The following is a 25,761-nucleotide window of genomic DNA, read 5'->3' on the forward strand; positions in this document are numbered from 1 at the left end:
AAAATAAAACCAAACGAGTGAGGGTGGCAATATGTTGTTGAACAATTATAAGAAATATCAACCGAGCTATATGTTTTTCGCCGCGCTGTTGTTCGCGCAAGGCGTTGCCGCGGCGCCGGTTACCGATAATCTGGACGTCGGCGGTGCACTGCGGGCGCGCTTTGACTACGATCCGGATCGGGATATCCAGAAGTTGTCGTTCGATACATTTCGCATCGATGTCAATTACAACTCGGATACTTGGATCGGTTCTGCGCAGTATCGATTTTATGGCGGCTCTTACCCCTATGATTATGTCGATAGTATTGGCGACGTATCTTTTCCGGCCTGGGCCTGGATAGGTTACAAGTTTGACGAGTCGCAACAAGTTCAGGTCGGTATCAATCAGATGCCCTTTGGTTTGTTGCCCTATTACGGCAGCACCTTCTATCTGGGCCTGGGCAACGTTGTCGGCCTGGAGGATGTACATAACCTCGGCGTTAAATACATCAAGGACGATGCTGACTGGAACCTCCAGGCCGGTTTCTACCCAAGCGATGGTGGCCAGTGGAAGGGCACCAGTCGCGGCGGAAAGTCCTTCTCGACCAACGTCGCCGCCGCCGACGATTATGTGGTTGATGGCAGCGACAACGACGAGAAGAACAAGCTGGTTCTGCGCCTGGCGCGCAAGCTCACAATCGCCGGTTGGTCATCAGAAATCGGCGGCTCTTTGCTGACCTCGACCCTGGAGAACCAGGACACCGGCAAGGATGGCCGGCGCTCGGTATTCGCCGCGCATTATCTGGGCAAGAACGGTCCCTGGGGCGTGCAGTTGCAGGCCACCCGGCAGCATATGGATCCGAAGAATGCCGGTACCGATAAGGTGGTGACCTTCGGCAGCTTCGACGGAACCTTCAACGTGGCGTCCAAGGGCAACCTGTACTTGGCCGACCTCAGTTACGACCTGCCGGGCAGCTACTGGCTGATTTCCGGGGTGAAGCTGTACGGCAACTACAGCCGCTTCGACAAGTCGGAAAGTTCCTTCAAGGATTCCGAGCGTTTCATCTTGGGCACCTCATTTTCCTTCAAGGAGCTGTGGATTGCCCTGGAATGGCTGCATGGCAAGAACGATCCCTATCTGGGCGGCAGCAGCTACACCCAAAGCCTAGGGGCTGGCGGCAGCAATCAGTGGGAAAATCAGATCTACGCCAATATCGGCTACTATTTTTGAGTCAGTCAGTCAGTCAGCAGCGAGCTGAGCGCTTCACAGGTACAGGCCGGTGATCACCCGGCTTGTGCCCATATTGTGGCAGTCGCACGCCGTTGTCCCTACGCGCAGGCGAGAGGAGAGGCTATCATCTGCACTTCGGGTACAACCCAAGGAGTCGCAGTGATCAGCACAACCCCCCGCTACCGGGCAATTGAGGAATACCTGCTCGAGCGCATCCGTAACGGCGCTTTTCCGGTCAACCACCAGATCCCGCCAGAAGAGCAGCTGGCGCGTGACTTCGGTGTCAGCCGCATGACCGCCAACAAGGCGATCCAGAACCTGGTGCAGAAGGGCTACCTGGTTCGTCAGGCCGGGCTCGGCACCTTCGTCACCGACCGCAAGGTCGAGTCGCCGCTGCACGAGGTGATGAACATCGCTGCCGAAGTGCGTGGCCGTGGCTGTGTCTACGGCAATCGGGTGATCCGCTGTGAGGCCATCGCAGCCGACGACGAGGTGGCGCTGCGTCTCGGTCTGCGCCTGGGTGCCGAGGTGTTCCATAGCATCCTGGTGCACCTGCAGGACGGCCTGCCGATCCAGCTCGAGGACCGCTTCGTCAACCCGCGCTGGGTGCCGCATTACCTGGAAACCGACTTCACCCAGCACACACCCAACGAGGTGCTGGTGGCCAGTTGCCCGATTTCGGACGTGGAGCATGTGGTGGAGGCGGTGCTGGTGGATGGGCGAACCGCCGAGCTGCTCGAAATCGAGTTGAGCATGCCCTGTCTCAGCGTGATCCGCCGCACCTGGTCGGAGGACCATCTGGTCAGCTATGCACGGCTGATCCATCCCGGTGACCGCTATAAGCTGCGTTCGCTGTATAAACACCGGGGATGACCAGCCCGTAGGGTGCGCACAGCCTAGGTCGCCCCGCGACACCCTACGTCAGTCAGCGATCAACTGATCGCCCCCGCTGAATCGTCTTCTTCAACTCTTCCGGGGTAATCGATCCGACAATATTCACCCCACTGCCCGGCAACGGCTGGCGCAGGATGTTGCCCTTGATCTTGCCGATCACGTGCATCTCGCAGGGTTTGCAGTCGAACTTCAGAGTCAGTTCTTCGTTGTCGTGCACCAGCTTCATCGGCTTGGCGTTGCTGCGCACGCCGATCACACCCTTGGCCTGTTTCGGGCACAGGTTGAAGGAGAAGCGCAGGCAGTGTTTGGTGATCATCACCGGCACCTCGCCCAGTTCCTCGTGGGCCTCGAAGGCGGCATCGATCAGCTCGACCCCGAAGCGCTGGTAGAAGGCCCGCGCTTTATGGTTGTAAACGTTGGCCAGAAAGCTCAGGTGCGATTCCGGGTAGATCGGTGGCGGTTCGCTCACGGCTTTGCGACCACCTCGCGGGTGGGCGCTCAGGCGGGCGGAGTCCAGTTGCTCAATCACCGCGCGACGCAGTGCCTTGAGGCGCGACAGCGGCACGAAGGGCAATTCTGCCAGCGCCAGCTCGATACCCTCACAGTGGTACAGGGTGTTGCCCAGCTGGGTCAGCAAATCCTCGATCTGGCTGCGCGCGCGCTCGGCGTTCTGCGCTGCTTCAACGGGACCCTCCAGTGTCTGGCTGACCGTCACTCCGTCTTCGCTATGAGCGCTCAGCTGCAGGGCATTGGCATCGCCGCCGAGTACCCAGTGCAGGCCGACACGGCGTTCGGCTGAGGGTTTCAACAGTGCCTGCTGCCAGTTGTGGTCCAAGTTGCGGCTCAGGGTCTGACCCGGGCGGGCACGGCGCAGCGCCTCGGGCAGCTCGTTGGGTTCGATGCGGTAGTGCCAGCGCGGCTGGCCGTCCTCGTCCTGGTGCTGGCTGAGCAGTTCGGCGATATTGGCGCGAAAGCCGACCACCTCGCGCTTGACCAGCACATTGAGACCATCGCCGTTGTTCAGCGGCTCCTGGCTGCTGACCAGCAGATCGGTCTTGCGTACCTGTTGCAGCTCGCCGACCGGCAGACCGGTGAAGGTCGGGGTGTCGAAGGCGCCGATATCGAGTTTGCGCGCATTGACGAAATAATCGGTGCTGCCGCGGTGGAAGGTCTTGTCCGGGTCGGGGATGAAGAAGTGCTGACTGCGGCCACTAGAGGCGCGAGCCAGATGCGGGCGCTCGGCCAACACCGCATCCAGTTGCTGGCGGTACCAGGCGGTGATGTTCTTCACATAGCCGACATCCTTGTAGCGGCCCTCAATCTTGAACGAGCGGATGCCGGCATCCACCAGCGCGCCGAGGTTGGCGGTCTGGTTGTTGTCCTTCATCGACAGCAGGTGTTTTTCATAGGCGATAACGCCGCCGTGCTCGTCGGTCAGGGTGTAGGGCAGGCGGCAGGCCTGCGAGCAGTCGCCGCGGTTGGCGCTGCGCCCGGTTTGCGCGTGGGAAATGTTGCACTGGCCGGAAAAGGCCACGCACAGCGCACCGTGGACGAAGAACTCCAGCGGCGTGTCTACTGCTTCATGAATTGCGCGGATCTGCTGCAGGCTCAGCTCGCGCGCCAGCACCAGCTGGGAAAAGCCGGCCTGACCAAGAAAGCGGGCCTTCTCCAGGCTGCGGATATCGCACTGGGTACTGGCGTGGATCTCGATCGGCGGGATGTCCAGTTCCATCACCCCCATGTCCTGCACGATCAGTGCATCGACCCCGGCATCGTACAACTGGTGAATCAGCTGGCGCGCTGGCTCCAGCTCATCGTCATGCAGGATGGTGTTGAGGGTGACGAACACCCGCGCATGGTACTGATGGGCAAAGTGCACCAGCGCGGCAATGTCGGCAACGCTGTTGGCGGCGTTGTGCCGCGCACCAAAGCCGGGCCCACCGATATATACCGCATCTGCGCCATGCAAAATGGCCTCGCGGGCAATCTCGGCATCACGCGCCGGGCTGAGCAGTTCGATATGGTGGGCAGGCAGGGACATGGCAATAACCGTAGGCTGGCAAAGCGCGCATTGTAGCCTTGGAGTTCTGTCGCTGCATTATTGTGGTGATGATTGGTTGATCTGCGGAGTGAGGCTTCTTTGGGTTTTTGGGGTAGTGAGGGAGCACCGGTCTGGTTGCGACCGGTGGTTTGTTCAATGATGTATACCTAGCGCTTGCTCTCAAACTTATTGAGCGAGCCAGATCTCGAACATCGGTGCGTCGTATCGAATAGTGCGGCAGAGAGCTCATTGAGGTCGTCCGGGTTGAGATTCAACAATCGTTCGCCACTGCTTGGGATGAACTCAGGCCAGAGGGGGGCATTTTCTGCGCTGAGCTCACCATTATGGTTTTTAGCAAAAGCTGTCCAATAGTCGATCATTGCTTGAGCCAGAGCCAACTGCTCACCGGTCAAAGTCGCGCTCAGTTCCGTCAACAGGTCGCGATCCGCGAACAGATAGGTCAGCTCGAAGGCATGGGCTGCGCCATAGTCGAAATCAGGTACCTCAGGTAACAAGGGCGGAGCGTTACGATCGCTGAACTCATAGGCAAAGGTCGTGACGTGCTCAGCTATCTGCCGGGTTTGCTGCAGACTGTTGCAGGCAAACACCGCATCGGTTCCCAGAGCGCTTAGGGCATAGGGGACGCCGCCATAAGTCTCTGGTGGATAGGCTGCTGCCAACAGTTCGGCTGTAGCGCTGTCTGCTCCGGTGGATGCCTGGATCAGGGCTGAATAGGTGAGCTCGTTGACGGGGATACCGCGAAGCAGGGCAACGCCGACATAAAATCGCCACTCGTCAAGGTTGCTGCCAATCAAGACTGGCTTTGCGTTGAATTGGCCACTGGCCAATGCGCTTTGAATCGATTGGGGCAGGGTGTCCGTGTCGGTGACCGGCAAGAAGCTGATTGGTATCAGGCCAAAGTTCAGAGGGCCGCCGCTTGCTTTGGCATCTTGCTGCGCTTGCAATATGTCTTCTGGGCTCAGGCTTCTCAGGCAGTTGGCTGTATCAACTTTACAGCCTGCCAGAGCTGCCACCTCTGCGCCGAGAGTTTCTGCTTGCTGCAGGCTGCGCTGTGCAGGCATATACGACCCACTCTGGATGATGGCTTTGTCAAACAGAGTTGCTGATGCAGGTGAAACCAGGTGCGACAGGACGGCATGGCCGCCAGCGGACTCGCCAAATATGGTGATATTTTCAGCGTCGCCTCCGAATTCGGCAATATTGGCGCGCACCCAGGCAAGAGCGGCTTGCTGGTCCATCAGGCCGTAATTGCCGGATTCTCCAGACTCTGCACTCAAGTCGACATGAGCCATGAAACCCAGCAGGCCAAGGCGGTAATTCAACGTAACTACGGTGACGCCATTTTCAACAAGTCGTTCGGGATTATAGGCCGCTCCGCCTGACCCTGTTTCAAAGGCACCCCCATGGATCCAGACCATGACCGGGTGGCTGCCGTTGAGATCTGGAGTGTAGACATTCAGAAACAGGCAGTCTTCGCTAAAGGGGCCTTGCTCAAACAGGCCCGGATTCTGTGGACAGTCTGGACCAAAGCGGTCTGCGACCAGTACCGCGTTGCCTCTGTCCGCTGCTGGTATAGGAGCGGAAAAGCGCATGTCCCCGATTGGGGGGGCAGCATATGGGATGCCCTTGAAACTGAGCAAACCATTCTCATCAACCCCCTGTACCGGGCCTTGTTCTGTTTGAACGACAAATGAGACAGGATTGGTTGGCGCTGAGCTGCTGCCTGAGCCTGACAGACAGCCACTCAGTGCTATGGAAAGCAGTGGGACGGTAAAGAGTCCGCGTAGGGAAAGCTGAGAGCGTGTTGTTAGCATTTTTGCGTCTCGACTAGAGCCTGCAGTAAATTGGTTTTCTGCAAGTACGGTTTTTGTTATGAATCACTTGTTGCCATGACCATCGGTCAAGGTGTCGCTAGAGATTTTCACGACTGATGTTTGAGTGTTTTGTACGCGATCAGACACAAGGGGCAAGTTATGCAAAGCCAGCCAGTCGAAGCCCTTGATGTCACAGGGGTGCTTAATGGCAATGCCTGGTTTGCCGGGCTACCTGATGAGTTGAGAAACTGGCTTGTTGCTCACTCCCGTCTTTTCAGTCTGGCTGCTGGAGAGCGACTCTTTGCACGGGGTGATGCGCCTGATGGCCTTTATTGTGTAGGTTCAGGTCTGCTTCGGTTGACGGGTATTACGGAAGGCGGGCAAGAAGCCATTCTGGCAGTAGTGGGGGCGCCGCATTGGTTCGGTGAGATCGCTCTGTTCGACAATGCACCCAGAACCCATGATGCCTGGGCGGAAACAGATGTGGTTCTGGTGCATGTTCCACAAAAAGAGTTGGCAAGACTACTGACGGAGAAGCCGACCTATTGGCAAATATTTGGTCAGTTGTTAACGCAAAAGTTGCGTTCCGCCTTTGTTCTTATGGAAGACCTGCTCCTATTGGCCCCACAACCCCGCGTCGCCCGGCGTCTCGCCTTGATGGCGACCGGCTATGACACGTTGCAAGGACGCAGCCGACGGGTTCTTAGAGTGACCCAAGAGCAGTTGGCCTCGATGCTGGCTCTTTCCAGACAAACGGTTAACCTGGCATTGCGTGAGTTGGAGGCGGCCGGCCTGATTCGTCGTTTGCGCGGAGCTGTAGAGATCCTGGATCTGAGCCGCTTGCAGCAGTCCGTTAGTGTATTGTGAGGTTCCCGGGCTGCTCTTTCTGCCGAGGCAGGTAGCAGCCCGGATTGCTCAGCCAATCGAACCAAGTTGCCGCAACTGCTCCAGTACCAGCGCATGCAGGGCTGGATCGCCACAGGCAATCACCCGGCCACCGTGTTGGGCATCGCCGCCCTCCCAGGTGGTCATGCGCCCGCCAGCGCCCTCAACGATTGGAATCAGAGCTTGCACATCATAGGGTTGCAGGCTGGCTTCCATGACCACGTCAACCAGGCCGGCAGCCAGCATGCAGTAGGCGTAGCAGTCGCCGCCAAAGCGCAGCAACTGGACCTGATCGGCAATGTGCTGGAAGGCCTGATGCTCGGCGGCGCTGGTGAACATATCCGGCGTGGTGCACATCAGCCGGGCCTGGGCCAGTGACGGGCAGGTGCGGGTGCGCAGTGGCTGGCCATTGAGCCAGGCGGCCTGGCCATTGCCACTGAAGCGCTCGCCGGTATGTGGCTGGTTCATGATGCCCAGGCGCGGACGCTGGCCGTCGTTGAGGGCGATCAGGGTGCCCCACAGTGGCAGGCCGGTAATGAATGCGCGGGTGCCGTCGATCGGGTCGAGTACCCAGGTCAGAGGGGAGCTGCCCCGGAACGACTCTTCCTCTTCACCCAGGATCCCGTGCTCGGGATAGTGCTGCTGGATCAACTCGCGCATGGCCCGCTCAGCAGCCTGATCGGCGACGGTAACCGGGTCATAGAGACCGGCCCCCTTGTCGGTTACCGCCAGCGGGGCGCGAAAGTGGGGTTGGATCGCCAGGGCTGCGGCGTCGGCCAACTGACCGGCGAAGGCGAGATAAGGTGTGAGTTGTTCTTGGCTCAACGACATGAAGGAGGTCCTGTGATCAAGGGGCCTGCCGATTATACGAGCTGTTGCTGGCAGGTGGTACGGGCCTGGAAATGAATGCATGATGGCCGTTTGTAATCATGGTGTCATCTTGGTTGACCACCATGCTGCCGAGCCACATACCCGCTTTATGGATGGACATGCATGCGCAGTCGTTTGCCTGTTTCACCTGGCGTTATCCAGACAGTCCTGCTTGCGTTGGGGTTGCTGATTATCGTACTGGTCTGGACGCATTACCGGATGCTCGACCAGCGCGCGCGTGAGCAAAGCCTGGACTGGAAAGCGGCTGAGCACCTCAATCTGGCAGTCATTATTGCCGAAAATCTTAAACAGATAACCGACCGTGCCCGGGCTCTTGGTTCAGAGGCGGCGCGCTCTGGTGTTATCGATGCGGGCCGGGCGCGTCCGCTGGCGGTATTGCTGGCCAGCGACCCGGTATTCAATCGTCTGGTTGCATTTAATTCCGAGGGTGAGCTGTTGTTTGCCAGCCATGATCAAGGTCCCGAAGTGTTGGCTTCTGACTGGCGTGAGCAGTTGCAGGCTCACCGCAGTGAGTTCGGGTTGGCTCCCTTCCTGTTGGCCGCGGAGCCAGATGCCGCGTTGAGACCGAGCTGGCGCTTGCCGATCCTGTTGCCGGTTGCTGATACGAGGAGTCAGCGTCTGGAGATGTTATTGCTGATTGAACTGGACATCGGTTATCTGGCCAGTCTTTACCAGCATCTGGATTTGGGGCGTACGGGATTTATTCGTCTGCTCGATGGCGCGGGCAACGAGCGGATGCGGGCTGATTCCAGCGGCGTGCAATTTGCCGTTTCGCGTCTGCAACCGGCATTACCGGCGCGTGGTTCGCTGCAAGGACAGTTCTCCACGATTCTTGGCGGACTTAGGTACCAGAGCATGTATCGGCGTATGCCACAGCATGGCTTTACGGTAATGGTCAGCCAGTCGCAAGCTGAAATTCTCGCGCCAGTCGAGGCCGCTGTGGCGCGCCAGCGCTGGTTGAGTCTGCTGATCAGCCTGGTCATCGCCGGTTCTCTGCTCTGGCTACTGCGTATGCTGCGTACTCAACAGATTGCCTATCAGGCCCTACAGGCTTCGGCGGCAGAGAACCGGCAATTGATCGAACGGTTGGAGAAGGAACATGACCGCAGCAGCCGGGCAGCCTCGACAGATCATCTTAGTGGCCTGTTCAATCGTCGTCAGTTCATTCAGGTGGCTGCTGAGATTCTGGCTCAGCAGCGCAGTCGCAGGCGTTTGCTGGCGGTACTGTTCATTGATCTTGACCGTTTCAAGTCGATCAATGACACACTTGGTCATCGCATTGGTGATCTGTTGCTGCAGGCGGTTGCCGGGCGTATTCAGCGGCTGTTGGAACCTGGAGATCAGGCTGCCCGTTTTGGTGGTGACGAGTTCGTTGTGCTACTGGCTGGCGGGCGCACCGAGCTGCAGATCGACCAGTGGGTGGCGACACTTACCGAACGCTTGTCATCGACCTATCAGCTTGACGATATCGAGTTGAACACCAGCCCGAGCATAGGAATCGCCATTTGTCCGCGTGATGCCCAGGACGTCGATGGTCTGATTCGCAACGCCGACGCTGCGATGTACTCGGCCAAACGTGCAGGGCGCGGCCGTTACCGTTTTTATGACGCCTCGCTCAATACCGGCAATGTCGAGGCATTTCATCTTGAGCAGGGCTTTGCCGAGGCGTTGCGCTCTCATCAGTTTGTGCTGCAGTTCCAGCCACTGGTGCATTTGGATAGTGGCCGTATCGACGGCTATGAGGCTCTTGTGCGCTGGCGGCATCCACACTATGGCCTGCTTTACCCTGACCGCTTTATTGCAGTAGCTGAGCGCAGCGGATTCATTGTGTCTCTGGGGCAGGAGGTTTTGCGTCTGGCCTGTGAACAACTGGCGCAGTGGCACGAGGCAGGACTGGAAACGTCGGTAGCGGTCAATGTTTCAGCATTGCAACTGGCGCAGCCGGAGTTTGCTGATACGGTGCTGGAGCTGCTTGCTGGCCTGTCCTTGCCTGCACAGAGACTGGAGTTGGAGATTACCGAAACCGCGATTCTGCAGCGCGAAAGCCCGGCGCTGGACAACCTGCACCGGTTGCGTGTGGCAGGGATTGGCGTGAGTCTGGATGACTTTGGTCAGGGCTACGCTGGCTTTGCCCATTTGCAGGCATTGCCGTTGACTCGGCTGAAAATCGACCGCAGCCTGATTGCGCAGTTATCCAATAGCCATGATGACAGCCTGATTGTTTCAACCACGATCATCCTGGCCAAACGCCTGAAGTTGCAGGTGGTAGCTGAGGGAGTGGAAACTCGCGAGCAGCGGGTGCATCTGCGTCTGGCTGGTTGCGACCTGGCCCAGGGGTATCACTTCAGCCGGCCCATGGATGCCGAGGCTGTGCCAGCCTTTGAGGAAGATTTCAACGCTGAAAAGGTAAAGGTGCCGTCATGACCCGAATGTTGTTCTGTATGTTCTGGTTGTGTCTGGTGGGGCCAGCTTTTGCTGAGTCTCCGTGTGCGCAGGACAGCCTGCATCTGGCAATGATTCCAAAGAAGGACATTGATCGTCAGATCACCGAGTACCAGCCGCTGATTACTCTGCTTGGCCAGGAGTTGAGTCTGCCTGTACGGGTTTTTCGTGCCACTTCCTATGAAAGCGTGATTGATGCCGTGGTATCTGGTGGTGTCGATCTGGCCGTGCTTGGTCCAGCGTCCTACGCTTTGGCCTGGGCACGTAACCCTGATATCGAGGCCTTCGCTTCGCTAACCCTGCATCAGGGGTACTTTACGCCAGCCGGCGGTTATTATCAGGCCCTGTTACTGGTGCGCCGCGACAGTGGTATCGAGGGCTTATCGCAAACACGCGGTTTGCGGGTGGCGTTGAACGACCCGGCCAGTACCTCTGGAGCGCTTATTCCCAATCGCGAGTTTCCTTATGCTGTCGGGGTTGGGTTAGCCCGCTTTTTCGGCGCTCAGGTATATACCGGCTCTCATGACAAGTCGCTGGATGCACTGCTGGCCGGGCGAGTAGATGCGGCTTTTGTTTCTAGCGCGCGAGCTGACGAGTATCTGCGCCGGGGTTTGCTTGATGAACATACCCTGCGGGTGCTGTGGTCCTCACAGCCTATCCATTATGACCCCTTTGTGTTTCGGGCTGGCTTGTGTGAGGAACTGAAGCAACCGATTCGGGAGCTGTTGTTGAGCGCCAACCCGGCTTTGAGCGGGTTTCTCGCCAGCCAACAGGCTGCGGCGCTGACAACCGTGAGTCATGAAGACTATCTGCCGCTAATCCAGCTACTGGCTGAGGAGTGACAGGCGGCTCAGGCTGACGGGCTTCCCGAAATTAACTGTCTATACTTTCCTGGCTGCAAGGGATGGCCCAGGTTTTCGGGCTCGTTGGCCTGGAGCCACCTCGAGTCTTTCATACGGACATAGAGGCAATCACAATGACGCATGTACTTCGTTTTCATCTGCTTGCTGCCCTGGCGTTGATGCTCATACTCTCCAGCGCCCTGTTCAATCGGGCGCTTGCCGCCGACGCCGAGACCCTGGCGCGAGACTCACGGCAGGCTCTGCAATCGCTGTATCAGTCCAACCCTGTTGCTGAAACCCTGTCACGCAGCGCCAAAGCGGTGCTGGTATTCCCCAATATCGTCAAGGCGGGCCTGGTGTTCGGCGGCAGTTATGGGGAGGGCACATTGTTCAAGGGCGGTGAGGTGGCGGGTTACTACAACTCGGTCAGCGGCTCTTGGGGCTGGCAGGCCGGGGCGCAGTCTTATGGTTATGCGGTGTTTCTGATGACCGATAATGCGGTGAACTACCTGAGCGAATCCCGGGGCTGGGAAGTGGGTGTCGGGCCGACGGTAGTGATGGTTGATGAGGGCGTAGCCCGGCAGTTGTCGACTACCACCCTGCAGGATGATGCCTACGCCTTCATCTTCGATCAGCAGGGGCTGATGGCCGGGCTAAGCCTTGAGGGCAGCAAGATTTCGCCTATCCGCCGATGAGCTGGAGCCGGCGCGTGGTCCGCGCCGGCGCTGGCTAGACGCGCAGAGCTTCCAGCTGTTCTCGCACCGCTGGCGGCAATGCAATGGGGCGGTTGTTGGCCGGATCAATCAGCACCATGACGCTATTGGCGGCAGCCTGGACCTGGTCCTTGTGCAGGGCACAACCGGTGAAGCAGAACGAGCTGTTGCCAATACGGTTGATGCCGGCCGCCAGTTCCACTGCATGCCAACCGGGCTGGTAGTTGTCGAAGCAGATATCGGTGGAGGCGACCAGTACGCCCAGACCCTGCAGGTCGAGGCTGCGAATGGCGCCAAAGCGGGCCTGCTCCATATAGCGGGCCAGAGCCGCTTCGCTGCGCTGACTATCGGCATCGAGATCGGCATAACGCGGGGTGACTTGCTGACGTACCGCGAAGTTGTGCGCGTGCGCCAACTGCTGGCGGAAGCTGTCGTCGGGTAATGCCGCAACCTCGCCGCTGACGGCTGGCAACAGACCGGTGCGAATATAGTCGGGCAGTTCTACCCATTGCCCCTGAGCCAGTGCGCCCATGACACAGTCCTGTACGCCGACCCGCTGACCATTCTGGAACAGTTCACTACGGACCCGGTATTGCTCGGTATCGCAGCTCAGAACACTGACCTCGGCCTGCACGTCACTGCCATACCAGGTCACTTGCTGGTAATTGGTGACGCTACGCAACGGGCGCAGGCGGACCTGGTCGGAGAACCAGGCATCGGGTCCGAACAGTTCCAGGTGGGCGCGCAAGCGTGCTTCCTGATGGAAGTGGTAAAGCCGGGTGTTGTTGACGTGGCGCCAGGTGTCCAGGTCGGTGTAACGCGGAGAAAGAGTGCATTGGAACAGAAAATCTTGGGACATGATGGCGGGCAATCCTGGGCTGCTTGTACGTTGTTCTGGCTACAGCATGGCGTTCTGAGTGGCAGGCTGCAACCGCTGCGGCGCAACTATGAACTAGATGGATAGGCTGTCATTTCGAGAGCCAGATAAGGCCGTCAGTATGGTCAGGTTCTTTTGTCGGAGAGCGAGCTCCAGGCCGGCCAGCGGGCGTTGACCCAGAGTGATAAGGCGATTATCGCGCCGCCAATGGCCAGACGCAGCAGGTCGGCGTCACGGTTCCAGATCAGCAGATTGACCAGTAGCCCGGCCGGTACCAGGGCGTTGTTCATGATACCCAGAGTACCGGCATCGACCTGAGTGGCACCACGGTTCCAGAAGAAGAACCCGAGCCCGGAGGCGACCAGCCCCAACCAGGCCAGCACGCCCCAGTGCAGGCCGCTGCTGGGCAGTTTGTCCGGGTTGCCAAGTAGCAGCCAGGCGGGCAACACCACCAGCAACGCGCCGATGAAGAAAAAGCCGAAACCTTGCCACTGCTGGCGCACATCGATCCGGTAGTGGCGAATCAGATGGGCATAGCCGACCTGCCCGGCAGCAAAAGTCAGGTTGGCCAGTTGCAGAATCACAAAGCCGGTGATGAAACTGTCGCTGATGCCGTCATAGCGGATGATTCCGGCACCGAGCACTGCGATCAGCGTGGCTACCAGCGGGCCGCTGCTGAAGCGGCGGCGCAGGGCATTGTCGACCAGCGCCACATACAGCGGGGTGAAGATAGTGAACAGCAGCACTTCCGGCACGCTGATGTAATTGAACGACAGATACAGGCCGATATAGGTAACCCCGAACTGCAGGGCGCCAACCAGCAGTACACCGGCCATCAGTCCGAGCGGCAGTTGCCGTGGCCGCAGTAATGGTAGAAACAGCAGACTGGCGAGCACGACGCGGGTAAGTACGGCAAAGTAGCTGTCGACCTGGCCCGCGAGGTACTCGCCGATCAAACTGAACGATAGGGCCCATAGCAGGGTAACGGCAATCAGGCTGGGCATGGCAGTTGTCAGTAAAGCAGGGGCGCGCAGTATATCGCTGAGTTTGGTAGGCTCACCAGTTGTGCTTGCATGAGCCCTGTAAGTGCATTACTAAAATATCGTCAGTCCAGTGGCGTTTTTTGTTAGCCTAGCCGGAGTAGCTCAGCTGGTAGAGCACGTCATTCGTAATGATGGGGTCGCAGGTTCAACTCCTGTCTCCGGCACCAACCTAAGCCCAGCGGAAAAACTTCACCTGAGCTCGCAGTCGTTCGGCCAATTCGGCCAGTTCCCGGCTCGAGGCGGTCACCTGATCGGAGCCGGCTGAGGTTTCCACTGTGGCATTGTGGATGCGGGTGATGTTCTGGTTGACCTCTTCAGCCACAACGCTTTGCTGCTCGGCGGCACTGGCGATCTGTGCGTTCATATCATTGATGGCACCGACTTCCTGGCGGATACGTGTCAGCGCGGCTTCGGCTTCATGTACCTGCTGCACAGTATCCTGCGCCAGTTCACGGCTGGTCTGCATCACCTCAACGGCATTTGCAGCGCCATCCTGTAGGGTGGTAATCATCTGCTGGATCTCGCGCGTCGAGGCCTGGGTGCGGTTGGCCAGCGAGCGCACCTCGTCGGCCACTACGGCAAATCCACGGCCATGCTCACCGGCGCGTGCCGCTTCGATGGCGGCATTCAATGCCAGCAGGTTCGTCTGCTCGGCGATAGCGTTGATCACCTCGATAATGGTTTCAATGCTTGCACTGTCGCGCGACAGTTGTTGCACTGTGTCGGCAGCGGTTTCTAGGGTGTTGGCCAGACTCTGCACCGCGCTGGCCGTGCGGCTGACGCGCAGATTTCCGGTTTCAACTTCGGCATCAGCGTTGCGCGTGGCGGCGGCGGCCTGACTGGCATAGCCGGCAACTTCACTGACGGTGGCGGCCATCTGGTTCACCGCCGTGGCCATCTGTTCAGCTTCGCTGGACTGCAGGCGGATCTGACGATTGTTGTTGCTGGCGGTTTCGCGCAACTGAGCCGATGACTCCCGCAGCTCACCAGCCACGTTGCTGACATCGCGCAGAGTCTGTGCTAGTCGCTGCACGGTATCGCCGACCGCGGCCATCACGCTGTCAGGGTGGCGGGTATGAATGGCCTGCTCTAATTCACCTTCGGCCAGGCGCTGGATGACGGCTGCGACTTCGTGCGGCTCCGCGCCCAGGGTTGAGCGCAGGTGGCGGATCAATAGTAGTGAGACCACAAGGCTGACCAGCACTGCCAGCGAGCTGATCACTAGCATCAGTGTGGCAAAACCGCCCGCAGTGGCACGCACGCGGGCCACATCCGCGCTTATCAGCGCTTCCTGGTGATCAATAAAGGCATTGATGAGTTGCAGCCAGGTGCTATAGGCCGGTGAGACCTGCTTCAGCAGCATCTGGCGGGCGGCGTCGCCGCGCAGTTTGACGAGCTGGTCCGAGTAGTCCAGTGCCCGTTGCTCGATATGTTCGATGTCGCTTAGTAGACGCCGCTCCTGTTCGCTGCTAGGGGTGTTGGCAAACACAGTTTGCATGCCGTGGCGAGCCTCATCGTAGAACTTTTGCAAGCGCTCGATATCCCGCAGGAAGCCTGCTTGCTGACCTGCATCCTCGCTCAGCACTAAATCGCGCAGGGCAATTGCGCGGTCGTGCACGCTGCCGCGAAAGTTGATCGCCATGCGCTGTTTGATGGTGGCGCCTTCACCAACATCAGTCAGGGTGCGGTCGATCATGCCAACGCGTTGAATGCCGATCAGGGTGGTGAGGATCAGCAGTGAGAGCAGCAGGCCGAAACCCAGGCCCAGGCGCTGGGCCATGGAAAGTTGCGAGAACATGTAGGAATCCTTGCGGTACGGGGTGCGCAGGGGTGTGCGCTAGAATATTATACAAAAGTTGTACGATGTTTGACTCTTGTACAACTTATTGGTCGCAAAGTAAAGCTTGCTATCAAGCTGATGCCTTGGTTGCCGGCCTGTCTCTGTATGGTTTACATGGGGTTTTCATTGGTCAGACTGATGGGCTGCCATTCCGTGAATCAAGTTCGTGCTACGCTGCTTGTACAAGCGTTACCGTCTGTCCAGTATTTTTATTTTCAACGTAGGAGTTCCTGCTGTGACCGATCTGGATGCATTTCGTCAGCAAACCCGCGCCTGGCTGGAGGACAACTGCCCGCAGAGTATGCGCGCCCCGGTAACCAGCGATGCCGACGCCTGTTGGGGCGGGCGCAACTTCCAGTTTCAGAGTGAGGACCAGAAACTCTGGCTCGAACGCATGGCCGCGCGTGGCTGGACCGCGCCTGACTGGCCGCGCGAGTATGGTGGCGGCGGGTTGAGCCGGGCCGAGACCAAGGTTCTGCAGGAAGAAATGGCCCGCATCAAGGCACGCGCGCCGCTGTCCAGTTTTGGCGTGTGGATGATCGGCCCGGCGATCCTCAAGTTCGGTTCCGAGGAGCTCAAGCGTCAGCATCTGCCGCCGATCATTCGTGGTGAGATCCGCTGGTGTCAGGGCTACAGTGAGCCGGGCGCCGGCTCCGACCTGGCCGGGCTGCAGACCCGTGCCGAGGATCACGGTGATCACTTCATCGTCAACGGCCAGAAGATCTGGACCTCCTATGCCGACAAGGCTGACTGGATGTTCTGCCTGGTGCGCACCAATACCGAGGCCAAGAAACAGTTGGGCATCAGTCTGGTGCTGTTCGACATGACCACTCCTGGTGTCAGCACCCGGCCAATCAAACTGATCTCCGGCAGCTCGCCGTTCTGTGAGACCTTTCTCGACAACGTGCGGGTGGACAAGGATCAGGTGGTTGGCGAGATCAACGCTGGCTGGACCATCGCTAAATACCTGCTGACCCATGAGCGCGAAATGATCGGCGGTATGGGTCGTACTGCCGCCGGGCAGAAGACCCTGCCGCAGATCGCCGTCGAGGCCATTGGGCTGGAGGACGGCAAGCTGGCCGACGGTTATCTGCGCAGTGAAATCAGTCGTTGGGACATCGACGCCGCGGCCTTTGCCCTGACCAGCGAGCGTGTGCTTGATGAGGCCAAGGCCGGGCAGGGCGTGGGTGCTGCCTCGGCGATGCTCAAGTACTACGGCACCGAACTGAACAAGCGTCGCCAGGAACTGAACATTGCCCTGCATGGCAGTCAGGCCATGGTCTGGGAAGGCGAGGCCAGTAATGAGGGTGCCATGCCGCGCACCTGGCTACGCTCCAAGGGCAACTCGATCGAGGGCGGCACTTCGGAAATCCAGCTCAACGTTATCGCCCGCAACATTCTCGGGCTGCAATGAACCGAATCGAGGAAATGTGCATGAGCGCTCTGGTACTCAATGAAGAACAAGCAATGCTCAAGGATGCCGCCAAAGGTTTTCTGGCGGAACAGGCGCCGGTCAGCCAGTTGCGCGCCCTGCGTGATACGCGCGACGAAACGGGGTTTTCCCGTGAGCTGTGGCAGCAGATGGTGGAAATGGGCTTCAGCGGCACTCTGGTGCCTGAAGCTTTCGGTGGTACGCAGTTCGGCCATGTCGGCATGGGTCAGATCAGTCTGCAGTGCGGGCATAACCTGAGCGCTTCGCCACTGTTGTCGACCGCAGTGCTTGGCGTCAGCAGCCTGTTGCTGGGCGGCTCCCAGGCGCAGCAGACTGAGCTGCTGCCCGCGATTGCCGAGGGCCGACTGCTGACCGCGCTGGCGATTGATGAAAGCCCGCGCCACGCGCCCTGGCGGGTCGCTACCCGGCTCAGTCGCGACGGCGAGGGTTACCGTCTGAATGGGCGCAAGCTGTGTGTGGTTGACGGCCACGTTGCCGACTGGCTGATTGTGTCGGCGCGCAGCAGTGGTGAAGAGTCCGCCCGCGAGGGTATCAGTCTGTTGCTGGTCGAACGTGCGGCGCCGGGTGTCAGTGTCGAGCGCACCATCATGGCCGATTCACGCAATGCTGCTCTGGTCAGCTTCGATAATGTCACCCTGCCGGCCGAAGCGCTGCTGGGTGTCGAGGGGGAAGCCGCTGCGGTACTGGAGTGGGTACTGGATGTTGGCAACGCGCAACTGGCTGCCGAGCTGCTGGGGATAGCCGAAGAAGTGTTCAGTCGCAGTGTGGCCTATTTGCAGGAGCGCAAGCAGTTTGGCGTTACGCTGGGCTCGTTCCAGGCCTTGCAGCATCGCTGCGCGCATCTGTTCAGCGAGATCGAACTGGTCAAGTCGGCGGTGCTCAAGGCTTTGCAGGCGCTGGATGCGTCGGACCCTGAGGCGCCGCAGTGGGTCAGTCTGGCCAAGGCCAAGGCCTGCGAGGTGGCCGAACTGGCGACCAACGAGGGAGTGCAGTTGCACGGCGGTATGGGCATGACCGATGAGTTCGATATCGGCCTGTTCATCAAGCGTGCACGCCTGGTCCAACAACTGTTCGGTGACTACCGTTACCACGCCAACCGGTTTGCCAGCCTGCGCGGCTACTGAGTTGTACAGATGCGACAAGGCCGGGCAATGCCCGGCCTTGTCGTGTCAGTACCGATGACTCAGAAGTGCACCTTGACGATCAGGTTGGTCGCGCTCTGGTCGGTCTTGAAGGCGCTGCTGTCCTTGATGCCGTACTTGTTCTTCCAGTAGTCGTACTCGATACCCACGTACAACTGCTTCTCGGCCCAGCTCATGGCCTTGCCGAGGTCATACTTGATCTGCGGGTTGAACTTGAAGTTGGCGTGGTAGCCACTGCGACTGTCGTTGTCGACCACCCAGTCGATGAAGCCATCGATCAGAATGTCGGAACGCCCGGCCGGCACGGTGTAGGCCCACACCGGCGTGATCTGCCAGACACCACGACCACCGTCCGGAGTATCGGCGCGGCGGTAATAGGTGTTGAGCTGAAAGTAATCGAAGCCGGGGATGTCGAGGTCAAAGCCAGGACCGAGCAGGTAGTTGTGCAGATCGCCACGGCCGAATTCGTAGGTGGCGGCCAGCAGCACGTCCTTGATTGGGCCAACGCTGAGATCCTGGCCACTGAGCTTGCCGAACGACAGGCGTGGAGAGAACTCGCCGTAGTAACTGCTGTTGTCTCCCCGGGCGTTTTTGTCGCCGTTGTAATGGATGCTGTCGATGAAGAAGAACAGGTCACCGAAATTCCAGCCGCTGACATGCTCGAAGGTGACGGTTTGCTGGGTCTTGGGGTCGACCTGGAAATCCGTTCCGTACAGATAGGTCAGGCTGTTGTTCTGCCATTGCAGAGGGTAGGCCAGGGCACTGGCGCTGGTCAGCAGAGCGCAGGCGCCCAGGGCGGCGGTGACGAAACGTGGCATGTGATACTGCTCCGGTATGCATTCTTTGGGGGGTTGGCGGTGGCGCGGTTTGGCGCCCGGCGCGCATGGTAAAAGCAAAACGCCAGATTGCACAGGGTCTGATGCGATACCACTAGGCACGAGGAGGTTCAGTGTTTAACCTTTCGGGGTGTCTAGCTTGCCGGATTCTGACTAATGCTGCTTCGCGGACTGACCTGGCTGATCCTGTTTCAGCTTTTGGGTACGGGGCTGAATGCCCTGTTTTTGCCTTTTTTGCCCGGCCCGATCATCGGGATGGCGCTGCTGGTGGTGTATCTCTGCGTGCGCGGTGGAGTCAGCGATTCACTGGATCTGGCTGCCAGCGGCTTGCTCAAGTACCTGCCGCTGATTCTGGTGCCGCCGGCAGTCGGGGTCATGGCCTATGGCGCCGAGATCGCTGCTGATGCCTGGGCGATTGCGATAACGCTGGGGCTGTCTTTCATCCTTAGTCTGCCGCTGTGCGGCTGGCTGATGCAGCGGCTGATCCAGCGTCAGCAGCGGGGGCGTTCATGAGCGGTTCATGGCAACTGGCCTGGCAGGCGGTAGTCGGGCACCCGCTGTTCTGGCTCGGGGTGACCCTGGGGGCCTATCAATTGGGGCTGGCATTGTATGAGAAGAGCCGGCTGGCGATCTTCCATCCAGTGCTGGTGTCGGTGCCGATCGTAGTTGCGGTGCTGTGGAGTCTGGACGTGGATTTTGCCGGTTACCGCGCAGCGGTAATGCCGCTGCTGATTCTGCTTGGTCCGGCCACGGTGGCCTTGGCGATTCCTCTGTATCTGAATCTGCGGCGCATCCGCCAGTTCTTCTGGCCGGTGCTCCTGACCCTGGCCTTCGGTGGGCTGTTCGCCACCGTCAGCACCTTGTTGATCGCCTGGCTGCTGGGGGCCGACAACATGATCCTCATGACCTTGGCGCCTAAGTCGGTAACCTCGCCGATTGCCATGCTGGTGGCCGAGCAGATTGGTGGTGTAGCGGCGTTGGCGGCGGTCTTTGTAATGTTCACCGGGGTGCTGGGGGCGGTGTTTGGCCCCTGGCTGTTGCAAGTCTGCGGCATTAGCCATCCGGCCGCGCGGGGCATGGCGCTGGGAATGATCGCCCATGCGGTAGGGACTTCACGTGCACTGGAGGAGGGCGAGGAAACCGGTGCCTTCTCGGCCCTGGCCATGAGCCTGATGGGGATGGCCACTGCGTTGTTGCTGCCGCTCGGGGTGGCGTTGTGGGCTATGCTCTGAGGGTTGTCCCGGAGCGTGCTTGAACGGCGCTGATGGGGTGCAATGCCATGGATCTGGGGACTCCGGAGGATTGGAAGCGGCGAATTTGATTTGCGTCAATTTGCCATATACCGCTTAGGGTGGCTTGGTGGGACACTTTTTATGCTGTCCCGACCGTCTCTTTCACCGGAGTAAGCAGATTGGTATTGTTGAACTCTTGCGCCTGCAATTCGCCTTTACGGCGATGGTGCACTTGCTGTTCGTTCCTTTGACCCTGGGGCTGGCTTTCATTCTGGCGATTATGGAGTCGGTCTATGTGATGCCAGCAAGACCCTTTATCGCGACATGACCAAATTCTGGGGTAAGCTGTTCGTTATCAACTTTGCCCGGGGGCACCACCGGCCTGGCGATGGAGTTTCCAGTTCGGCATCAACTGGTCGTACTGCTCGCACTATGTTGGCGATATCTTCGGTGCGCCGCTGGCGATTGAAGCGCTAATCGTGTTCTTTCTCGAATCCACTCTGTTCGGCCTGTTCTTCTTTGGCTGGGACCGCATGAGCAAGGTCAAGCACCTGGCGGTCACCTGGCTGATGGTGCTGGATCTGTCACCAGGTGTCGATGAACGGCCGCAGGCCACGCTCGAGTGACTCCGGCGGTGCCGAGCTGAGTCCGCGCAGGAGCCAGTCGCGGGTCTCCAAGGGGTCGATCACCGCGTCAATCTCAAGGAAGCTGGCCATGCTCAGCCCCTTGCCGCGCTGATACAGCTCGGCCACCAGTTTATCGAACAGTGCTTGCTGTTCGGCGGGATTCTCAAGCGCCGCCAGCTCCTTGGCATAACCCAGGCGCACTGCACCCTCAAGGCCCATGGCACCAAACTCGCTGCTCGGCCAGCCGATGGTGAACATCGGCGCATGGAAACTGCCAGCGGCCATGGCCTGAGCGCCAAGGCCGTAGCCCTTGCGCAGTACCACGGTGAAGAACGGAATCGTCAGGCTGGCGGCGGTGACGAACATCCGCGAGACATGGCGCACCGTGGCCTGTTGTTCGGCGTCCGGGCCGACCATGAAGCCGGGGGTGTCGCACAGCGAAACCATCGGCAGGCCATGGGCCTGACACAACTGCATGAAGCGTGCGGCCTTGTCGCCGGCCACCGCATCGATGGCGCCGCCCAGATGCATGGGGTTATTGGCGATCAGGCCGAAGGCCTTGCCGTTGATGCGGATCAGCGCGGTGATCAGGCCGGGGGCGAACTGCCGGCGCAGTTCCAGCACCGAGCCGGAATCGGCCAGGGTTTCGATCACCTCACGGATGTCGTAGACGCGCAGGCGGTTCTCCGGAATCAGGTGACGCAGCAAGCGCTGGTCGGCACACCCGCCGCCGGGCAGGTCGCCCTGGAAGTAACTCAGGTACTGCTTGGCCACCCGGGTAGCTTCGGCTTCATCTTTGACCAGTACGTCGATCACCCCGTTGGGGCTCTGCATACTGGTCGGGCCAACCTGTTCCGGTGTAAAGCGGCCCAGCCCGCCACCTTCGATCATCGCCGGGCCGGCCATGCCGATGGTCGCGTTCTCGGTGGCGATGATCACGTCACAGCAGCCGAGCAGCGCGGCGTTACCGGCAAAGCAGCGTCCGGAGACCACGCCAACCAGCGGCACCTGACCGCTGAGCCGGGCCATGCGCATAAAGGTGGTGCAGTCGAGTCCCGCTACGCCAACCTTGTCGATGTCGCCGGGGCGTCCGCCGCCGCCTTCGGTAAAGAACACCAAGGGCAGGCGCCATTGCTCGGCCAGCTCAAGCATGCGGTCGGTTTTCTTGTGGTTGGTCACGCCCTGGGTGCCGGCGAATACCGTGTAGTCGTAACTCATGGCCATGCAACGGGCCTTTTCCGCGCCAAACTGCGCGGCATTGACGGTGCCGATGCCGGCAATCAGACCGTCGGCCGGGCTCAGCTTGAGCAATTCCTCGTGTGTGCGGCGGGTGCGTTGGGCGGCCAGGGCAAAGCCGCCGTATTCCATAAAACTGCCATCATCCAGCAGATCAGCCAGGTTTTCGCGGGCGGTGCGCTGGCCGGTCTTGCGCCGTTTGGCCACCGCATCTGGGCGACGGGTATCGGTCAGCTCGGCCTGACGCTCGAGCACCTCGCGCAGGTCGGCACGGATATGTTCCAGATCAATACTTTCCTCGGTCACTATACCTTCGGCGCTGACCTCGGCGGGCTCGAGAAACAGCAGGGGGCTGCCTTCGAACAGGTTGTCGCCGGGTGCGACTGCCAACGCCCGAACAATACCGCTTTGGCTGGCCTTGACCACGAACTCCATCTTCATCGCTTCCATTACCGCTACCTGCTGGCCAGCGGCGACGGCGTCGCCGACCTGCACATCCAGGCTGACCAGTACGCCCTGTACCGGGGTGTTCAGTGGTTCAGTGCCGGCCGGGGCATCGATATCGGTTTGGCGCTGGGTCTGGCTGGTTGACTGGCCCTTGGCATACAAATGCGGATGAGCCTGACTGCCTGCGCCGACCAAGCTTGCCGCTTCGGCTTCGATAAAGCCGGTGCTGACCTGATTGGCCTGCACTGCCGGATGCTGCAGCAGGTTCTGCAGAAAATGCAGGTTGCTGGCCACACCTTCCAGACGGAATTCGCACAGAGCGCGGTAGGCGCGCTTGAGCACTTGCGGGTAGTCGGCAGCGGCCTGCACGATCAGCTTGGCCAGCAGCGAGTCAAAGCTGGGGCTGGTGGTATAGCCGCTGTAGCCGTAGCCATCGACGCGGATACCAGCACCGCTCGGCGGTTCATAGGCGCTTAGGGTGCCACCGGCTGGACGGGCGCTGCCGTCGCTGGCCATGCTTTCCAGATTGATCCGCAACTGCACGGCGTAGCCGCGCGGTGCGGGTATCCGGTCCTGGGTCAGCCCCAGTTCGGCCAGTGTTGCGCCAGCGGCCAGGCGCAGCTGAGTCTGCGCCAGATCCAGTCCGGTGACCGCTTCGGTGACCGTGTGCTCGACCTGGATACGCGGGTTGGCTTCCATGAAGACGAAGTCGCCGCTGTCTTCATCAAGCAGGAATTCGACGGTACACAGGCCGCGATAGCCGACCGCGCCAGTGAGGGTCAGCGCGGCCTGCAACAGCTGTTCGCGGATCGCTGGGTCCAGCCCCGGTGCCGGGGCGATTTCCAGCAGCTTCTGGTTGCGTCGTTGCAGGGTGCAGTCGCGCTCCCAGACATGCGCGACCTCGCGGCCATCGCCAATGATCTGCACTTCGATATGTCGGGCGCGGCGGATCAGTCGTTCGATATACAGCTCGCCACTGCCAAAGGCAGCCGTGGCCTCGGATTGGCAGCGGGCGTAGGCCTCGTCCAGTTCGGCCGGTTCAAGCACCGCGCGCATGCCTCGGCCACCACCACCGGCCAGTGCCTTGAGCATCACCGCAGCGCCGGGCCCCAATTGCTGCATAAAGGCGCGGGCCTGCTCCAGCGAGGTTGGTTCATTGGTGCCCTGCACCAGTGGGATACCCAGTTCCAGTGCCAGAGCGCGGGCGCTGGCCTTGTCACCAAAACGTTTGAGCACCTCGGCGCTGGGGCCAACAAAGCGGATACCGGCACTGTCGCACTGGGCGGCGAAGGCAGCGTTTTCACTGAGAAAACCGTAACCGGGGTGGATAGTGTCGCAGCCCTGCTCACGGGCGATGGCGATCAATTGCTCGCCATCCAGGTAGGCACTGGCCCCCCGGCCCCTGAGGGCGATGGCCTGATCGGCCTTGTGCCGGTGCAACGAGGCGGCATCGTCCTCGGCATACACGGCGATGCTGGGGATATCCAGTTCGGCGGCGGCGCGGGCCAGGCGGATGGCAATTTCGCCGCGGTTGGCGATCAGCAGTTTGGTGATGGGCATCAGAGCCAGTCCTTGAGTTCGTTTTTCTTGACCTTGCCGGTCGCGGTCATTGGCAGTGACTCGACCAAACGGATTTCCGGGATCTTGTAAACGGCCATGGCCTGTTTGCACCAGTTCATCAGGCTCTCGACATCCAGCCCGCTACCGGGCTTGGCCACCACAAAGGCCACGGGTACTTCGCCTTTTTTATCATCCGGGCGACCGATCACCGCCGAAGCCAGCAGTTGCGGATGCTGGCCAAGCATGGCTTCCAGCTCACTGGGGAAGACGCTCATCCCGTTGACCTTGAGCATTTCCTTGCGTCGACCCAGGTAGCGGATAAAGCCCTGTTCGGTAATCACGCCGCTGTCGCCGGTATGCAGCCAGCCATCCTTGAGCGCTTCAGCGCTGGCCTCGGGTTTGTTCCAGTAACCTTTGAGCAGTGAGGGACTGCGCAGGCACAGTTCGCCTTCCTCGCCCAGCGGCAGTAGTTCGCCGGTTTCGAAACTGCAGACCTTGAACTCGGTGCCTGGTACCGGAAGGCCGACGAAGGTGGGCGCGGATTTAAGGTCGAAGTCGTCGTCCTGCAGGCCGGCGGTGAAGGTGTCGCAGGTATGGGTTTCGGTCATGCCGAAGCTGGTTTCAAACAAGGTGCAGCCGGTCAGCTGGTGCCAGCGGCGGCGGTATTCCGGAGTCAGTTTCTTGATAAAGGACACGCAACTGGTGACGCTCAGCGAGCTGAAATCGAATGTCTGTACCTGCGGGTGATCCAGCACCTCGGCGGCGCTATCGACCAACAGGCCGGTGTGATTGACCCGGTAATGCTGAATCGCGCTCATGAACGCCAGAGCGTCCCAACGCGCCAGCAGCACCAGCGTGGTACCGCCGAATACCGGGAACAGCAGCCCGGCGTTTTCGCCGGCGATCCAGAACTCGGGCATGAAATTCAGGCTGACGCGCTGACTGTCCAGTCCCAGTGCCGCGGGCAGGAAGCTGGCGCAGGTATAGAGCATGTCGCCGTGGGTGTGGATGCAACCCTTGGGCAGGCCGGTGGTGCCGCCGGTGTAGTTGAGTGCGGCGACATCATCCAGAGCTGGTGTCGGCCAATCGCGACGTGGTTTTGTGACGGCCAGTGCCGGCAGCAGGTCGATGCTGTCGCTCACTTCCAGCTTGGGCGCACGCAGCAGGTCCGGCACCGGAATCGGTGGCTCGGCTGGGCACAGTTCGGACAGACTGGTGCTGATTACAAGGCGCAGATCGGTGCCTTCGCGGGCCTGGCGCACCACCGGCAGCAGTTGGTCGAAGCAGACGATCACGCTGGCACCGCAGTCCTTGAGCTGGTAGCCCAGTTCCATCGGCATGGCCATCGGGCTGACCGGGGCGTGAATGGCACCGGCCTTGAGTATGCCGTAGAACACAATGTGGAACTGCGGGCAGTTGGGCATGAATACCGCGACCCGTTCACCGGGCTGAATACCCTGGGCGTGCAGCAGAGTAGCGAAACGGTCGGATTGCTCGTCCAGCTCGGCATAACTCAGACTGTAGCCATAGAACTGCACCGCCGGCTTGTCCGGACTGGTGCGGCCCCAGTGCCGCAGGTATTCGGTCAGCGGCTGGCGCCCCAGCGGGTATTCAGGTTCGCGCGCATGGCCGTTAGGCCAGGCCTGCTGTTGCAGGTGCGCGAGTTGTTCCAGATACGCCTGTTCGTTCATGCCGGGATCCCTCTGCTGTTGTTAT

Annotated in this window: 19 protein-coding genes, 1 tRNA gene and 1 pseudogene; 12 read left to right on the top strand and 9 right to left on the bottom strand. The window is 60.0% G+C overall.

The annotated features are described in order from the left end of the window. Positions 1-31 precede the first annotated feature (31 nt). Together BVH74_RS06585 and hutC are read left to right on the top strand one after the other, a co-directional pair. Entirely contained in the window at positions 32-1,210 is a 1,179-nt protein-coding gene (locus BVH74_RS06585; RefSeq protein ID WP_080049294.1) for a hypothetical protein, read from the top strand. A 159-nt stretch (positions 1,211-1,369) separates the two neighbouring features. Continuing rightward, positions 1,370-2,083 carry a histidine utilization transcriptional repressor HutC gene (gene hutC / locus BVH74_RS06590; RefSeq protein WP_080049295.1) on the top strand — a complete coding sequence of 238 codons (714 nt, stop codon included), beginning with the start codon at positions 1,370-1,372 and terminating at the stop codon, positions 2,081-2,083. A 52-nt stretch (positions 2,084-2,135) separates the two neighbouring features. Here the strand turns inward: hutC and BVH74_RS06595 are convergent, their stop codons facing one another. Both BVH74_RS06595 and BVH74_RS06600 read right to left on the bottom strand, forming a co-directional pair. Beyond that, positions 2,136-4,145 carry a peptidase U32 family protein gene (locus tag BVH74_RS06595; protein WP_080049296.1) on the bottom strand — a complete coding sequence of 670 codons (2,010 nt, stop codon included), beginning with the start codon at positions 4,143-4,145 and terminating at the stop codon, positions 2,136-2,138. Between the two features lie 167 nt (positions 4,146-4,312). After that, the gene (locus BVH74_RS06600; protein ID WP_080049297.1) at positions 4,313-5,980 is read right to left on the bottom strand and encodes a carboxylesterase/lipase family protein; all 1,668 of its coding nucleotides are present in this window, start codon (positions 5,978-5,980) and stop codon (positions 4,313-4,315) included. A 159-nt stretch (positions 5,981-6,139) separates the two neighbouring features. Between BVH74_RS06600 and BVH74_RS06605 the strand changes: the two genes are divergently transcribed. Further along, positions 6,140-6,847 (top strand): Crp/Fnr family transcriptional regulator, encoded by a 708-nt coding sequence (locus tag BVH74_RS06605; RefSeq protein WP_080049298.1) that lies wholly within the window; start codon positions 6,140-6,142, stop codon positions 6,845-6,847. A gap of 48 nt (positions 6,848-6,895) precedes the next feature. Here the strand turns inward: BVH74_RS06605 and hisN are convergent, their stop codons facing one another. Beyond that, entirely contained in the window at positions 6,896-7,696 is an 801-nt protein-coding gene (hisN, locus tag BVH74_RS06610) for a histidinol-phosphatase (RefSeq protein ID WP_080049299.1), read from the bottom strand. Positions 7,697-7,858: 162 nt separating this feature from the next. Between hisN and BVH74_RS06615 the strand changes: the two genes are divergently transcribed. The 3 genes from BVH74_RS06615 (at position 7,859) to BVH74_RS06625 (ending at position 11,735) form a co-directional block, all read left to right on the top strand. Beyond that, on the top strand, positions 7,859-10,180 hold the full coding sequence (locus tag BVH74_RS06615) for a putative bifunctional diguanylate cyclase/phosphodiesterase (protein WP_080049300.1): 2,322 nt from the start codon (positions 7,859-7,861) through the stop codon (positions 10,178-10,180). Beyond that, positions 10,177-11,040, top strand: coding sequence for a phosphate/phosphite/phosphonate ABC transporter substrate-binding protein (locus tag BVH74_RS06620; protein WP_177344515.1), 864 nt, complete (start codon positions 10,177-10,179; stop codon positions 11,038-11,040). The genes BVH74_RS06615 and BVH74_RS06620 overlap by 4 nt, the downstream gene beginning before the upstream one ends. 134 nt (positions 11,041-11,174) lie before the next feature. Continuing rightward, positions 11,175-11,735, top strand: a complete 561-nt coding sequence (locus BVH74_RS06625; RefSeq protein ID WP_080049301.1) for a lipid-binding SYLF domain-containing protein — start codon at positions 11,175-11,177, stop codon at positions 11,733-11,735. A 34-nt stretch (positions 11,736-11,769) separates the two neighbouring features. Here BVH74_RS06625 and BVH74_RS06630 read toward each other — a convergent pair whose 3' ends face one another. Both BVH74_RS06630 and BVH74_RS06635 read right to left on the bottom strand, forming a co-directional pair. Continuing rightward, positions 11,770-12,612 (bottom strand): acyl-CoA thioesterase family protein, encoded by an 843-nt coding sequence (locus BVH74_RS06630; protein ID WP_080049302.1) that lies wholly within the window; start codon positions 12,610-12,612, stop codon positions 11,770-11,772. A 143-nt stretch (positions 12,613-12,755) separates the two neighbouring features. Further along, complete coding sequence (locus tag BVH74_RS06635; RefSeq protein ID WP_080049303.1) at positions 12,756-13,634, bottom strand: carboxylate/amino acid/amine transporter; 879 nt, start codon at positions 13,632-13,634, stop codon at positions 12,756-12,758. Positions 13,635-13,764: 130 nt separating this feature from the next. On the opposite strand from BVH74_RS06635, the gene BVH74_RS06640 reads away from it, so the two are divergent. After that, positions 13,765-13,840 (top strand) — tRNA-Thr (locus BVH74_RS06640). Between the two features lie 2 nt (positions 13,841-13,842). On the opposite strand, the gene BVH74_RS06645 is transcribed toward BVH74_RS06640, so the two are convergent. Continuing rightward, positions 13,843-15,471, bottom strand: coding sequence for a methyl-accepting chemotaxis protein (locus tag BVH74_RS06645; RefSeq protein WP_177344516.1), 1,629 nt, complete (start codon positions 15,469-15,471; stop codon positions 13,843-13,845). A gap of 277 nt (positions 15,472-15,748) precedes the next feature. On the opposite strand from BVH74_RS06645, the gene BVH74_RS06650 reads away from it, so the two are divergent. Together BVH74_RS06650 and BVH74_RS06655 are read left to right on the top strand one after the other, a co-directional pair. Then, positions 15,749-16,927, top strand: a complete 1,179-nt coding sequence (locus tag BVH74_RS06650) for an acyl-CoA dehydrogenase family protein (RefSeq protein ID WP_080049304.1) — start codon at positions 15,749-15,751, stop codon at positions 16,925-16,927. A gap of 20 nt (positions 16,928-16,947) precedes the next feature. Then, positions 16,948-18,090: an acyl-CoA dehydrogenase family protein gene (locus BVH74_RS06655; protein WP_080049305.1), complete on the top strand. Its 1,143-nt coding sequence runs from the start codon at positions 16,948-16,950 to the stop codon at positions 18,088-18,090. Between the two features lie 59 nt (positions 18,091-18,149). Here BVH74_RS06655 and BVH74_RS06660 read toward each other — a convergent pair whose 3' ends face one another. Further along, positions 18,150-18,926 carry an outer membrane protein OmpK gene (locus BVH74_RS06660; protein ID WP_080049306.1) on the bottom strand — a complete coding sequence of 259 codons (777 nt, stop codon included), beginning with the start codon at positions 18,924-18,926 and terminating at the stop codon, positions 18,150-18,152. A 174-nt stretch (positions 18,927-19,100) separates the two neighbouring features. Between BVH74_RS06660 and BVH74_RS06665 the strand changes: the two genes are divergently transcribed. The 3 genes and pseudogenes from BVH74_RS06665 to BVH74_RS06675 form a co-directional block, all read left to right on the top strand. Beyond that, entirely contained in the window at positions 19,101-19,457 is a 357-nt protein-coding gene (locus tag BVH74_RS06665; protein ID WP_080049307.1) for a CidA/LrgA family protein, read from the top strand. Further along, positions 19,454-20,176 carry an LrgB family protein gene (locus tag BVH74_RS06670; RefSeq protein WP_080049308.1) on the top strand — a complete coding sequence of 241 codons (723 nt, stop codon included), beginning with the start codon at positions 19,454-19,456 and terminating at the stop codon, positions 20,174-20,176. The genes BVH74_RS06665 and BVH74_RS06670 overlap by 4 nt, the downstream gene beginning before the upstream one ends. Before the next feature lie 223 nt (positions 20,177-20,399). Continuing rightward, positions 20,400-20,754: pseudogene (locus tag BVH74_RS06675) on the top strand (cytochrome ubiquinol oxidase subunit I); the annotation flags it as partial. Between the two features lie 6 nt (positions 20,755-20,760). Here BVH74_RS06675 and BVH74_RS06680 read toward each other — a convergent pair. Beyond that, positions 20,761-24,045 carry a carboxyl transferase domain-containing protein gene (locus BVH74_RS06680; protein ID WP_080049309.1) on the bottom strand — a complete coding sequence of 1,095 codons (3,285 nt, stop codon included), beginning with the start codon at positions 24,043-24,045 and terminating at the stop codon, positions 20,761-20,763. Next, positions 24,045-25,736: an AMP-binding protein gene (locus BVH74_RS06685; RefSeq protein ID WP_080049310.1), complete on the bottom strand. Its 1,692-nt coding sequence runs from the start codon at positions 25,734-25,736 to the stop codon at positions 24,045-24,047. Before BVH74_RS06685 ends, BVH74_RS06680 begins: the two co-directional genes overlap by 1 nt. Positions 25,737-25,761 lie beyond the last annotated feature (25 nt).

It is taken from the genome of Halopseudomonas phragmitis (assembly GCF_002056295.1).
Classification (GTDB): Bacteria; Pseudomonadota; Gammaproteobacteria; order Pseudomonadales; family Pseudomonadaceae; genus Halopseudomonas; species Halopseudomonas phragmitis.